Origin of the sequence: Limosilactobacillus coleohominis 101-4-CHN (assembly GCF_000161935.1) — a bacterium.
Taxonomy (GTDB): Bacteria; Bacillota; Bacilli; order Lactobacillales; family Lactobacillaceae; genus Limosilactobacillus; species Limosilactobacillus coleohominis_A.
In genome coordinates, this window is record NZ_GG698803.1 from 138,682 (window position 1) to 151,543 (window position 12,862).

11 protein-coding genes are annotated in these 12,862 nt (G+C 44.1%); 6 read left to right on the forward strand and 5 right to left on the reverse strand.

Going from position 1 to position 12,862, the window contains the following annotated elements; translation table 11 throughout:
* Window positions 1–126 precede the first annotated feature (126 nt).
* Both yjeM and HMPREF0501_RS08915 read left to right on the forward strand, forming a co-directional pair.
* The gene (gene yjeM, locus HMPREF0501_RS03845; RefSeq protein ID WP_006916541.1) at window positions 127–1,617 is read left to right on the forward strand and encodes a glutamate/gamma-aminobutyrate family transporter YjeM; all 1,491 of its coding nucleotides are present in this window, start codon (window positions 127–129) and stop codon (window positions 1,615–1,617) included.
* An 8-nt stretch (window positions 1,618–1,625) separates the two neighbouring features.
* A complete protein-coding gene (locus HMPREF0501_RS08915; protein ID WP_006916542.1) occupies window positions 1,626–1,790 on the forward strand; it encodes a hypothetical protein in 165 nt (54 codons plus the stop codon).
* On the opposite strand, the gene HMPREF0501_RS03850 is transcribed toward HMPREF0501_RS08915, so the two are convergent.
* The gene (locus HMPREF0501_RS03850) at window positions 1,768–2,388 is read right to left on the reverse strand and encodes a hypothetical protein (RefSeq protein WP_006916543.1); all 621 of its coding nucleotides are present in this window, start codon (window positions 2,386–2,388) and stop codon (window positions 1,768–1,770) included. The genes HMPREF0501_RS08915 and HMPREF0501_RS03850 overlap by 23 nt on opposite strands.
* A gap of 74 nt (window positions 2,389–2,462) precedes the next feature.
* Window positions 2,463–3,938: a sucrose-6-phosphate hydrolase gene (locus tag HMPREF0501_RS03855; protein WP_006916544.1), complete on the reverse strand. Its 1,476-nt coding sequence runs from the start codon at window positions 3,936–3,938 to the stop codon at window positions 2,463–2,465.
* Window positions 3,939–4,086: 148 nt separating this feature from the next.
* On the opposite strand from HMPREF0501_RS03855, the gene HMPREF0501_RS03860 reads away from it, so the two are divergent.
* From HMPREF0501_RS03860 to HMPREF0501_RS03875, 4 genes are all read left to right on the forward strand, one after another.
* Window positions 4,087–5,121, forward strand: a complete 1,035-nt coding sequence (locus tag HMPREF0501_RS03860) for a zinc-dependent alcohol dehydrogenase family protein (protein WP_006916545.1) — start codon at window positions 4,087–4,089, stop codon at window positions 5,119–5,121.
* A 117-nt stretch (window positions 5,122–5,238) separates the two neighbouring features.
* Window positions 5,239–7,188 carry a sucrose-specific PTS transporter subunit IIBC gene (locus HMPREF0501_RS03865; RefSeq protein ID WP_006916546.1) on the forward strand — a complete coding sequence of 650 codons (1,950 nt, stop codon included), beginning with the start codon at window positions 5,239–5,241 and terminating at the stop codon, window positions 7,186–7,188.
* A 165-nt stretch (window positions 7,189–7,353) separates the two neighbouring features.
* Window positions 7,354–7,941, forward strand: a complete 588-nt coding sequence (locus HMPREF0501_RS03870) for a peptidylprolyl isomerase (protein WP_006916547.1) — start codon at window positions 7,354–7,356, stop codon at window positions 7,939–7,941.
* Between the two features lie 10 nt (window positions 7,942–7,951).
* The gene (locus tag HMPREF0501_RS03875; protein WP_155801151.1) at window positions 7,952–9,307 is read left to right on the forward strand and encodes a flavocytochrome c; all 1,356 of its coding nucleotides are present in this window, start codon (window positions 7,952–7,954) and stop codon (window positions 9,305–9,307) included.
* Window positions 9,308–9,374: 67 nt separating this feature from the next.
* Here HMPREF0501_RS03875 and HMPREF0501_RS03880 read toward each other — a convergent pair whose 3' ends face one another.
* The 3 genes from HMPREF0501_RS03880 to HMPREF0501_RS03890 are packed head-to-tail and all read right to left on the reverse strand — an operon-like array spanning window position 9,375 to window position 12,799.
* A complete protein-coding gene (locus tag HMPREF0501_RS03880) occupies window positions 9,375–10,877 on the reverse strand; it encodes a sodium:solute symporter (RefSeq protein ID WP_006916549.1) in 1,503 nt (500 codons plus the stop codon).
* A 2-nt stretch (window positions 10,878–10,879) separates the two neighbouring features.
* On the reverse strand, window positions 10,880–12,064 hold the full coding sequence (locus HMPREF0501_RS03885; RefSeq protein ID WP_006916550.1) for a cation:proton antiporter: 1,185 nt from the start codon (window positions 12,062–12,064) through the stop codon (window positions 10,880–10,882).
* 18 nt (window positions 12,065–12,082) lie between these two features.
* Complete coding sequence (locus HMPREF0501_RS03890) at window positions 12,083–12,799, reverse strand: sugar phosphate isomerase/epimerase family protein (protein WP_040455835.1); 717 nt, start codon at window positions 12,797–12,799, stop codon at window positions 12,083–12,085.
* Between the last annotated feature and the right edge of the window lie 63 nt (window positions 12,800–12,862).

Sequence of the window (12,862 nt, forward strand, 5' to 3'; positions counted from 1 at the left end):
AAATGTGAACAATTCATTTCAATCGTAGCAAGCGTGATAATTAAATTGCTTTTTTTGAAATAATATCCACAACCGCACGAAAAAGTTGTATAATTATTAATATTATTCAAAGAAAGAAGTTTTGACATGGAAAAGAAAACCACCCAAATTGGTTTGAGTGCCTTAGTATTGATGATTTTCTCATCAATCTTTGGTTTTAGTAATTCACTGACGGCCTTTTATCAAATGGGGTACGCCAGTATCATTTGGTACATCGTTACGGCGGTGCTTTTCTTCCTCCCATCTGCATTAATGTTTGCAGAATATGGGGCCTCATTTAAGGCTGCCAAAGGGGGGATTTTTTCTTGGTTACGGGGTTCCGTAAGTGAGAAGACAGCGTTTATTGGGACCTTCATTTGGCTTGCAGCGTGGGTTGTTTGGCTGGTTTCATCAACCCAATACTTTTTAGTGTCAGTTTCCACTATGATTTCAGGAACTGACCGTACTCAGACCTGGCGGTTGTTTGGGTTGCCCGCTAATGAGACTTTGGGGATTTTAGAAATCATTTTTATGATTATCGTTACCTGGATTGCCTCCCGGGGAATTAATAAGATTGCTAAGATTGCTTCCGTTTGTGGGGTGGCAACCTTAGGAATTTCCGTGATTTTTATTCTGGCGAGTCTCTTATTATGGATGATGAATCACGGCCAACTAGCTGAACCAGTGACGGCACTGAGTTTAGTAAAATCACCCAACCATGCCTTTGTTACACCGATTGCGGTTATTTCGTTCATTGTCTATGCCCTATTTGCTTATGGTGGTTTGGAAACGATGGCTGGTGTGATTGACTCCGTGAAGAAGCCAGAAAAGACTTTCCCGCGGGCATTAATCATTGCCATGATCATTATGACCTTGATTTATATTTTGACAATTTTCTTGTGTGGGGTTAGCGCTAACTGGGAACAGGTTTTAGGTAAAAGCCATGTTAACCTGGCCAATGTTGAATATGTTTTGATCAATAATATGGGGCTGACGGTTGGTGCTAAACTCGGCTTAAGTCATTCCGGAGCCGTGATGCTGGGCCGGATTTTCTCCCAAATTACGGCGTTAAGTGATGTTCTTGGGGGCTTAGGGGCCGCTTTTGTGATGGTGTACTCACCAATTAAATCCTTTATTGAAGGTTGTGATCCGCGGCTTTTGCCAAAGCGGCTTACAAAGATGAATGATGTGAATATGCCAGCATTTGCAATGTGGTGCCAAGCCATCTTAGTCAGTGCAATTATTCTCTTTATTTCATTTGGTGGAAACGCAGCAACACAGTTTTATACCATTTTAACTGATATGATGAACGTTTCGTCATCAGCACCATACCTGTTTTTGGTCGGAGCGTTCCCATTCTTTAAAATGAAAAAAGATTTAGATCGGCCGTTTGTCTTTTATAAGAGCATGACCTGGACGTGGGTGGTTTCCATCGTCGTTTGGCTGGTTGTGGCAGTCGGTATTCTCTTTACTTGTGTTGAGCCAATTTTGGAAGGCCAATACGCGACTGCGTTCTGGACGGCATTTGGACCAGTCTTCTTTGGCATTATCGCTTGGGCATTCTACACCCACGCTGAGCATAAGAATATTTTAAATTAGGCGGATCAATGCAGTTAAAAGAGTTGAAGGACCGCTGCTTAAAAAATTTGTGGGCACTATTGGATCTTTTCGCACAAGAAAGCGACTTTATTAATGGCGATCGTCGCCAACGGATCCATGCTCAAGCACAAAGGCAAACTCGGGAGTCGACTAAGCGTTCCAAAAAAGATTGAGTTCCGTTGGGGTTTGCGTTCGTGGATTGTGATCCCAAATGGTTTCTTCTAAATATTGATCGGCGACATCCCAGTAAAAATTTAATAGCTGTTGCCCGCTTTCTGAGAGAAAGACACGTTTGGTGGAATGCTGAATCACAAGTAATTGATGGGTTAGCAAGAAGTCTAATGTGATGATGAGCGTTGGTGAAGTAATGGGGTGTTGGCTGTTCCAAAATTGTTCATTACGATATTTGAGTGGGCAATCATTAAACTGACCAAGTTTTTCAATCAGTGAGAGGGCAGCAAAGTGTTGGTACGTTAATGGGATTCCTTGTCGACGATATCGCAGAAGCTGACGGAGCTTCTGAATGAGGACCGTATCATGAGGATAGGATCGGAGATTGAATGAGTAAAGATCGGGATTATTTTCCTGTCGGTCGTGAAACGCAAAGCGCAGTTGATACAGGAGATTTTCAAAGAGAATGTCAACGTATAAACTTTCACTAGATTTTGATTGATGAAAGCAGACCACTTGATAGTCAGCATTGGGTAACGCTTGGTCAATAAGGTAGTGGATGGCTGATTGCCAATTAGCCTTGTCAACACTGTTCTTCATTATTAGTCCTCCCCGTGAATTTAGCTATATTCTAAATAATCCCCGTTCACAAGTCACGTGAACGGGGATTTTGTTTAGATATTTTTAAGCTGATATAGACTTCCAGTCGCATTAATTGGTTGGGCAAACGCGATCTTTTGATGTTGTTGATCAGCAAAGTAACGAAGAGTCAGTACTTGCTCACCATCATTCACAAATATTTCAGCAAGTGAATGGTCCAAGAAAATTTGTAATTTGAGATCTTGGTGCGCTGGTAACTTAATGGAACGGGTCGTACCATACTTTTTGGCAACTGTAGCCCCGACTCTTGATCGATCTACAGTTAGTGCACCAGTATTCGTATCAAATTGGATTTGTAAACTAGCACTCAAATCTTCATTGGCGGCAAGGTGTAAGACACCTGTTTGATCGGCACTAATTGTCAGATTTAATTCACATTGTTGACCAGCGTGATCATCAATGATGCTCGTACGATTGGAGAACACTTTCGTGCCCTTTGGATCACGGAGGTTGGTCATTGCTGCGACCGGTTGTTGGTAAAGTTGACCGTTACGGATGTGCAATTCCTTAACTTGACTCAAACAGTTAGCCCAAGTTTGTTCATCAGTTGGATAATTGATGTCAGGGAGGCCAACCCAACTAATAGCATAAGCTGTGCCATCCGGAGCGTTAAATGCCTGAGTGGCGTAGACATCAAAACCTTCATCCAGATTTACTGGGACTTGAGAACTACCCTTTAACGTAGCGTTTTCAAAATCAAATTCATCCCCGATGATGTAGGTGTTGGGGTAAATATTATCGTAATGGGTGATCTTTTGCTCTAATCCCTGCGGACAGAAAATCAGGACAGCATGATCATCAATCATCACTAAGTTTGGACATTCAATCATGTAGCCCATTGGGTACGGTGTGAAATTAGTCAAACCAACATCATGCCAGCCATCTTGCAAGTCGTCGCTGGCCCATAGTGCCAAGTGGCCAGTTTCTGTTTTAGCATCCTGTGCTCCTAAGAGGGCATAGTACTTACCATCATATTCCAGTAGTTGGGGGTCACGGAAGTGTTCACTAATGTAGTCCGGATTCCGGAACAGGGGCTGTTTTAGTTTAGTAACCTGATTATTTTGGTTCATCCAAGCACCCAGTTGGAAAGGTGTTCGATTCCAATCCTGATCACGGTGGTTACCGGTGTACATCAAAAATAGCCGATCGCCAATTTGCTTTGCAGATCCAGAGTAGGCACCGTGGCTATCGTACTCATTATCAGGAGTGAGAGCTAAGCCACGAGAGTGCCAATGCACTAGATCGGTTGATTGCATGTGCATCCACGATTTAAGCCCATGGGTGGCACCAAAAGGAAATGATTGGTAAAAAACGTGCCAGGCATGATTAAAATATGAAAACCCGTTTGGATCATTGAGTAATCCAGAACTTGGCCGGATGTGATACCGAAGTTGTTCAGGTGAATTATCAGCCGCTGCTTGTAGGTGCAGTAATTCAAGGGCGGAATATTGTTGGTAAGGTCGGTAGCGTTCTTCCCGTGTCCATTCCATAATAAAATCTCCTTTATGTAAGCGCTCTAAGATGGTTCCATTTTAAAGTGACGACTGCTGACTGTCAAACGTCTAGCAAAAAGAAATTGATCATCTTTTCACAAAAGGACTACAATGAAGATAAATTGGATAAAGGAGAGGTTTAAGAATGATGATTCCAAAAACAATGCGGGCTTGGGAAGTCACAACACCGGGATCAATTGAACAGGATCCTTGCCCACTGCAATTGGTTGAGAAACCAGTTCCTGAACCACAAGCTGGGGAAGTTCTGGTTAAAATTTTAGCGTGTGGAGTTTGTCACACAGATTTACACGTTACCGAAGGCGACTTACCAGTTCATCGGCAGCATGTTACTCCCGGCCATGAAATTATTGGCCGGGTCGTTAAGCAGGGGCAACAAACTCAGCGATTTAAGATTGGTGACAAGATTGGAATTCCGTGGTTTAGAAAAGCGTGCGGAGTTTGTCGATTTTGTCGTTCCGGTCGGGAGAATTTGTGTCCCCATTCCATTTACACAGGATGGGATCATGATGGCGGTTATGCAGAGTATGTGACGGTTCCGGAGGGCTTTGCCTACCACCTTCCAGAGGATACTGATCCAGTCAAATCTGCACCATTACTTTGTGCGGGAATTATTGGTTATCGTTCTTATCTACGCGCCAACGTACCAGCTGGAGGCACACTGGGCCTCTATGGTTTTGTCGGTTCCGCACATTTAACTGCCCAGTTAGCACTTAAGCAGGGGATTGAAGTTCATGTTTTCACACGTGGTCATGATGCTCAAAAGTTTGCGTTGCGATTAGGTTGTGCGTCTGCGCAAGGTGCCTATGATAATTCACCAGTGCAACTTGATTCCGCCATTATGTTTTCACCTGCTGGAGAGATGGTTCCCAATGCATTAGCTAACCTCGTTCCTGGAGGGACACTTGCGTTAGCCGGCATTCACTTGAGCGATGTTCCAGAACTAAATTACCAGCAGCATCTTTTCCATGAAAAGAACTTAACAAGTGTGGAAAGCAATACGCGCCGCGATGGGGAAGAATTTTTAAAGTTAGCCCACCGTTTGCACATTCAGCCAACGGTGACTGAATACCCGTTTGACAAGGCTGACGAAGCACTGAGACGAGTTGCCAAGGGAAATATCGATGGGGCCTGTGTCCTGAAAATTAGTGAAGATCAGTAAGGCTAAAAGAAAAATTGATAAACGCTTGACATTTAATCTAAATCTAGTATTATCAAATGTGTAAAAAGCGCTTACAATTCAAGTGCAAATATCTAGATGAGATAGGGAGTAATACTCATGGATCACAAACAAGTTGCGACCGACGTCGTTAACGCCGTCGGCAAAGACAATTTAGTTGCTGCTGCGCACTGTGCAACGCGGTTACGGTTAGTTTTAAAAGACGATGCCAAAGTTGACCAAAAAGCATTGGATAACAATGGTGACGTTAAGGGAACGTTTAAGACCAATGGTCAGTACCAAATTATCATTGGCCCTGGAGACGTGAACAACGTTTATGATGAATTAATCAAGCAAACTGGATTGAAGGAAGTTTCCACTGATGATTTGAAGCAAATTGCTGCGAAAAATCAAAAGTTCAATCCAGTCATGGCGTTCATTAAGCTCTTATCTGATATCTTTGTACCAATTATTCCAGCATTGGTTGCTGGTGGTTTGCTGATGGCCCTTGATAATGTGCTGACAGCCAAAGGATTATTTGGTCCCCAATCCGTTATTCAAATGTGGCCCGCTTTGAAGGGCATTGAAGGAATGGTCAATGTCATGTCGGCAGCACCATACGTATTCTTGCCGATTCTGGTTGGGATTTCTGGTGCGAAGCGGTTTGGTGCTAACCAATTCTTAGGGGCATTTGTCGGAATGATGATGACCGCGCCGGCTTTAGCGGATGGCGGTTCTTGGAATATCTTCGGCTTAACTGTTCATATTCAGTCTTACACGAGTCAGGTTATTCCAGCATTAGCCGCAGTTTGGATGCTTTCCATTTTCGAAAAGTGGTTGCATAAACGCCTGCCAGCTGCTGTTGACTTTACATTTACTCCACTGATTTCTGTCCTCTTAACTGGTTTCCTAACATTTATCGTGGTCGGACCGGTAATGAAGGATCTTTCCGATTTACTGACTAACGGAATTGTTTGGTTATATGACACGTTAGGATTTGTCGGAACAGGTATCTTTGGGGCTTTGTACTCACCAATTGTTTTAACTGGTCTACACCAAAGTTTCCCGGCAATCGAAACGCAATTAGTGACCGCCTTTAAAGCTGGTAAGGGTGCGGGTGATTTTATTTTCATCGTGGCTTCAATGGCCAACGTTGCCCAAGGGGCCGCAACCACCGCGGTTTACTTCTTAACACGGAATGAAAAGATGAAGGCCCTCTCCAGTTCTTCCGCGATTTCTGCTTTGCTTGGAATTACTGAACCAGCAATCTTTGGGGTGAATCTGAAATTACGGTTCCCATTCTTCTGTGCGTTAGTTGGTTCATGTGTGGCTTCTACGATTGCTGGATTAATGCATGTGGTTGCCGCTTCAATGGGTTCAGCCGGTTTCATTGGTTTCTTATCCGTATACGCTAAATCAATTCCTGGTTACCTATTATGTGAAGTTATCTCATTCGTAATTGCTTTCTTAGTAACCTTCTTCTATGGTAAAGCACACGACGAGCTAGTTAACCCTGCAACGGCGGGCGCAGATGCAGCGGATGGCGCATCTCAAGCAGCGGAAGCATCTGCACCAGTTCAACATGCTTCAGCCCCAGCTGACGAAAATGCTAAGAACGAAGTAATTGCCAGCCCGGTTTCTGGAACTGCCGAAGACATTACTGCAGTAAATGATGAAGTCTTCTCCCAGAAGATGATGGGGGATGGTGCAGCAGTTGTCCCTAATGATGGTACGATTTATGCACCCGTTGACGGTACAATTACAGTTGCTTACGCTACAAAGCATGCGTATGGTTTAACTTCAGATGATGGTGCCGAGGTCTTGATTCACGTTGGTTTGGATACGGTGAACCTCAAGGGAGAACACTTTGAAAGCTTTGTTGAACAAGGTCAAAAGGTTAAGAAGGGTGATCGCCTTGGCACCATTGACCTAGCTGCGGTTAAGGCAGCTGGTTATGATACCACCGTGATGGTCGTAGTCACAAACACGACTAATTACACGCAAGTCAAGCGCGTTGCCGACGGTGAAATTAGCCATGGTGATGACTTGATTGATGTTGTCAGTAAATAATAATTGGGAGTGAGACAAAAGTCCTCAAATCGGCTGGCAAGTCCGATTCGAGAACTCTGCATTCGAACCCCGTAAGGATGGCTGGAAAAACTCCAGCCTCTTTTTTGCTTTAAGCCATGCTAATCATGATATAATCAACTCCAGAATAAATAGGAGGCGGAACTAATGAGTGATTTTCCACAATTAAACTTAGCATCACAAACGGGTACTAAGGCAATAATTCACACTAATCACGGGGATCTGGAGGTTCAATTATTTGATCAACTTGCTCCTAAGACGGTGAAAAATTTTGTTGAATTGGCTAAAAAGGGATACTACGATGGGGTCCTTTTCCACCGAGTTATTCCAGACTTTATGATCCAAGGCGGTGACCCAACAGGGACCGGTGCTGGTGGTGAAAGCATTTATGGTCAAGCCTTCGAAGACGAATTTAGTGACCAGCTGTTTAATTTTAACGGGGCGTTATCAATGGCCAACGCTGGTCCTAATACCAACGGGAGCCAATTTTTCATCGTGACGAACGAAAACCTTACTACTAACTTGGCTGATCAAATGAAGGCGGCTGGTTATCCGCAAGCAGTCATTGACCATTATGTGGCTAATGGTGGAACACCGTGGCTCGATCACCATCACACTGTCTTTGGTCAAGTCGTTGATGGAATGAAAGTGGCGAAAGAGATTAGCCGCGTTGACCGTGATCTGAGTGATCGTCCAAAGGATGACGTTGTCATTAAGTCAATTAGTGTTGATTAAGGGTGCTGGTATGACAGAAATTGATTATGATTTAATTGTAATTGGCAGTGGTGGTGCCGGATTGACCACAGCTGTTCAGGCACGTGAACTAGGACTGACGGTTGCTGTTTTAGAAAAGAATCCCCAAGTTGGTGGCAATACTAAACGGGCGTCTTCCGGGATGAACGCAGCGGAAACAACAGTCCAAGCTCGTAAGCAGATTGCGGACCGTATGCAAGATTTTTATCAGGAAACTTACCGGGGTGGTGGTAAGCTGAATGATCCGGCAATGCTGAAGCAGTTTGTTACCCATGCACCATTGGCGATTGAATGGTTAACCCAGCATGGCTTGCCACTAGATGATTTGACCATTACTGGGGGAATGTCAGTCAAACGAACTCACCGTCCAGCTTCGACAGCTCCCGTGGGTGCTTATTTGGTCAAAGGATTACAGAAATTAGCGGTTGAAGCTGGTGTAAAGATAATTACGGAAGCAAACGTTAGTCAACTATTGACCGCTACCGACGCCGTGTGTGGGGTAGAGTATGTTGACGCTAAAAAAGCAGTTCATCAATTCCGCTCACGCGCGGTAGTATTGGCAACGGGAGGTTTTGGGGCCTCCAAAGAACTAATGCGCCGGTATCGACCAGATTTGGCTAATTACCATACAACTAACCAACCTGGCGCGACAGGGGATGGCTTAAAATTAGCCCAACAGGTTGGTGCGCAATTAATGCAGTTGGATCTAGTACAGGTTCACCCAACCGTCCAACAGGATCAAGATCATGCTTTTTTGATTGGCGAAGCAGTTCGGGGCGAAGGCGCCATTTTAGTGAATGAAAATGGGCAACGGTTTGTCAACGAACTGGCTACGCGACGAGTGGTTTCGAATGCCATTACTGCATTAGCCAATCATAGTGCGTACTTAATTTTTGATCAGGAAGTTCGTTCACGGGTCAAGGCAATTGAATTTTATGATCAAATTGGCTTAGTCCGAACAGGAGCGACAATTGAACAACTGGCTAAGCAATTATCTTTACCAGATCTGCCAACGACCATTCACCAGTGGAATGAGGCGGTCCGGGTTCAAGATGATCGACAATTTGGTCGGACAACTGGAATGAATTTGCCGCTGAGTAAAGCACCGTTTTATGCCATTCATGTGGCTCCAGCAATTCATTACACAATGGGTGGTATTCATGTCGATCCGGAGACCCGGGTCTTGGATGCCAACGGACAGGTAATTAATGGATTATATGCTGCTGGAGAAGTTACCGGTGGGCTGCATGGCAATAACCGAATTGGTGGCAATTCGATTGCAGAAACCGTGGTGTTTGGTCGTCAAGCAGCATTAACAATTCAGCGTGATTTAAACTGTAATCAATAAACAACAGGGGGGGCAAAGTTCGGTTAATCCGGACTCTGCCCCCCTGTTTTAATGAGGAGTAAAAGTATTAATGACGAGTGTATTCTTGGTCAACGGTCTTGGCAGTTAACCCAACAATGTTCTTCTTTTGTGGGGTGAATAAACCAACGAACCATGCGATGAACATAGATGATAAGAAGGAAACACATGAAACCATAAATGGTGACATGCCCTTGGATTGAACATAGTAGGTAAGAGCAGCGCTGACAATCAAACCAGTGACGGCCCCAATAGTGTTGGCACGTTGGGTAAAGATTCCCGCGGCGAAGATTCCGGCAATTGGGACCCCAAATAAACCAGTAAAGGCTAAGAAGAGATTCCAAGTTTGGGACTGGTTACCAACTAAGAGGTAAATCGCCATCAGCAAACCAAGAATTCCGGCAATGAGAATGACGATCCGGGCTAATTGGACGTCGCTAACCCGCTTGAACTTTTTGTCGAAGAAACGTTGTTTGAAGTCGGTAATCGCACAAGCAGAAATCGCGTTGAGACTTGAAGCAATAGTGGATTGCGCAGCCGCAAAGATTCCGGCAATGATTAGTCCGGCCAAACCAGCGGGAACTTCTTTGATGACAAAGTATGGGACGACGGCACTTGTGTTGAAGCCCTTTGGCAGACTTGCTGAGTGCAAGTAGAAACTGTATAGAATGGTTCCCATCCCGTAAAAGATTGGAATCGTAATGAACGCTAAGAGGCCGTTCGTCCAAAGTGACTTGGCGGTTTCCTTCATCGTGGAAGTGGTTTGGTAACGCTGAACCACATCTTGACTACCCGTGTATTGGTAAAGGGAGTTGAAAACGGAACCGGCAAAAATTAATGGAATGAATAATTTCAGGTTGTGGGGGTCCCAATTAGCTTTTGAGTAAAGCTTATGGTGAACGGCAACGTCATGCGCGATCGTACCAAAACCACCCTTGATGTAGTAAGCACCAATGAAGATGATCAGGAGTGCTCCGCCAAGGAGGAGGAACCCTTGGATAACGTCGGTCCAAATAACCCCTTCGATCCCACCAAGGAACGCGTAGATGATACAAAGGCCACCGACGAAGAGGGCAATCAAGATTGGGTTAATTGAGGAAACGGAAGTAATGGCTAAAATCGGTAGGTAAATAACAATGGCAATTCTTCCTAAGTGGTAGAGCATAAAGAGTAAACTACCGAGAACCCGCATAATAGGGCTAAACCGATCTTCAAGGTATTCATAAGCAGTCGTAACTTGTAATTTACGGAAAAACGGTACGTAGTACTTAATCAAAATTGGGATAATCAAAATGATGGTCAAGTTCCCAACTGAGTACGACCAGTCTGTGAGGAATGCTTGCTCTGGTGTCGACATAAACGTAATCGCGCTTAACGTGGTTGCGTAAACACTGAAACCAGTGGCCCACGCGGGAACAGAACTATTGGCCTTAAAGAAGGCATCGGTATCCTTGCTAGCGCGTTTGGTAAAGTAGGCCCCAATTAGCAACATCGCAAGGAGGTAAACAAGGAGGACGATCCAATTAAACGTCCCAAATCCAGTTTTTTGCATAGTTAATCTAATCGCCTTTCATTATTTTGACTATTAACGTTACGTTGAATAAAAATCTTTAAGAGGAGTGGTGCAAGTAAGGTTGTAATGACGGTTACCAGGATCAAAGCAGTAAAATAGCTTTGATCAATCAATCCTGCCGAAAGGGCCACTTTGATGACCACTAATGCCATTTCACCACGCGATACCATCCCAGCACCAACAATGTTGGCTTCCTTCCAATTGAGATGGAAGAGTTTAGCACCAATTCCACAGCCCAGTTGCTTTCCAAGAACGGCGATGATAATCAAGCAGATAATAAAGAGCACATCATTACCAATGCCATGGAAAGTAACTTCTAGACCGATGCTAATGAAGAAGACGGGAGTAAAAATTGCGTAACCAATTGGTTCAATTTTTGGTGCTAACGCTTCTTCGTATTTAGTTTGTGAAATTGCGAGTCCGGCACAGTAGGCACCCAGAACATCACTCATGCCACATTTCACTGCGATCCACGCAAAACCAAAGCAGATAATCAAAGCTGCCGTTGGTAGGCTTTCACTAATCCCCATTTTGTCAAAAATCTGTAAGAATCTTGGTACGATGTAGTGACCAATCAACAGAACGATAATGAAGAAAAGAATTTGTGGAACGACCATTGAAAGGACTTTACCGCTGAGCGACGAGGCCGAGTGTTGACCAACTAGTTGAACGCTGATACCCAGCAGAATGATACAGATGATATCATCAGCAACGGCCGCGCCAAGAATAATTTGGCTTTCGCGAGTGTTGGAATAACCCATTTCACGTAATACTTGGACGGTGATACTGACGGAGGTGGCACTAAGCACGAGCCCCATGAAAGCTGCCGTTTGGACATCAAAGTTGAATACATCGTGGCACAGCAAGTAGGCGGTGCCCGTTGGGAAAATCACGCCCAAGGTGGCCACGGTCAGTGATGGTGCCCAGTAGTGGAGCAGCTGACGGAGATCCCCTTCTAACCCAGCAATAAACATCAGCATAATGACCCCGATGTTAGAGAAATAGTGGATGAAAGTGGTGGGGGTCAACAGATGAAAGACGGCCGGCCCAATTAAGATCCCGGTAATCAATTCACCCATGACTGGAGGCAGTCCGATTCGTGAGGAGAGTTCAGAACAAACCTTACCGACCAATAAAATAAGAACAATTTGTAATAGATAGTTCATTGGTCAATCCTTTTGGAATTAAAGCAATTCATTGACTTTAGTAATTTCCTGATCTAACAACTTAGCAGATGGAATATTGTATTCCAAAAATACTGGTACACCAGCGGGCACCTTCTTGGTTAAACGTTGCCAATCAGTATCACCATCATCGAGCATGGTCGTATCCCGGTCTTTAATATTTTTTAAATGGAAGACGGTGATTTTAGAACTTAGTTGGTCCATCGCTGCTTGGGGATCTTGATCGATCCAATACCAATTTCCAGAATCAAAAGTGTAGCCAAAATGACCATTGGTAGTATCTAAGAAATTAAAGATTTTTGGTACTTCACCGTGCTCATTCGGTTCGTTTTCAACGCTGATGGCAACATCATTGGTTGGGATTTGCATTAATAATTGCTTGGTATCTTCAGTTAGGGCACCATAATCGCCTAAACTGATCTTCAAGTTTTGAATTCCAGTCTTTTTGGCCAGTGCGATGTAGTCAGTGAGGTGAGGATTTAATTCACCATCATTGAAGAGGGCCTCGGGAATGGAATAATAAAGTCCCCAATTATTTTGGTGAGCGAGCTCGCTAATCTTATCCAGTTCCGCTTCTTGACTTGCTGGTTGGAAAAATTCACCACGAACTTCAACATTATCAATTGGTTTACCGATCAATTCCTGAAGGACATCGTATTGAGAGTGGCCCGCATTCATTTGATCAAGGAAAACTGCGGTATTAATTGATACCTTCATGAAATACACCTCTTTGAAAGAAAATACGGAAATAAAAAAACACACAAAGAAAGCAGCCGTTCA

Bases quoted from the DNA above. Each gene is read 5' to 3' on its own strand.
- yjeM (WP_006916541.1), top strand. From the start codon at position 127: ATGGAAAAGAAAACCACCCAAATTGGTTTGAGTGCCTTAGTATTGATG.
- HMPREF0501_RS08915 (WP_006916542.1), top strand. From the start codon at position 1,626: ATGCAGTTAAAAGAGTTGAAGGACCGCTGCTTAAAAAATTTGTGGGCA.
- HMPREF0501_RS03850 (WP_006916543.1), bottom strand. From the start codon at position 2,388: ATGAAGAACAGTGTTGACAAGGCTAATTGGCAATCAGCCATCCACTAC.
- HMPREF0501_RS03855 (WP_006916544.1), bottom strand. From the start codon at position 3,938: ATGGAATGGACACGGGAAGAACGCTACCGACCTTACCAACAATATTCC.
- HMPREF0501_RS03860 (WP_006916545.1), top strand. From the start codon at position 4,087: ATGATGATTCCAAAAACAATGCGGGCTTGGGAAGTCACAACACCGGGA.
- HMPREF0501_RS03865 (WP_006916546.1), top strand. From the start codon at position 5,239: ATGGATCACAAACAAGTTGCGACCGACGTCGTTAACGCCGTCGGCAAA.
- HMPREF0501_RS03870 (WP_006916547.1), top strand. From the start codon at position 7,354: ATGAGTGATTTTCCACAATTAAACTTAGCATCACAAACGGGTACTAAG.
- HMPREF0501_RS03875 (WP_155801151.1), top strand. From the start codon at position 7,952: ATGACAGAAATTGATTATGATTTAATTGTAATTGGCAGTGGTGGTGCC.
- HMPREF0501_RS03880 (WP_006916549.1), bottom strand. From the start codon at position 10,877: ATGCAAAAAACTGGATTTGGGACGTTTAATTGGATCGTCCTCCTTGTT.
- HMPREF0501_RS03885 (WP_006916550.1), bottom strand. From the start codon at position 12,064: ATGAACTATCTATTACAAATTGTTCTTATTTTATTGGTCGGTAAGGTT.
- HMPREF0501_RS03890 (WP_040455835.1), bottom strand. From the start codon at position 12,799: ATGAAGGTATCAATTAATACCGCAGTTTTCCTTGATCAAATGAATGCG.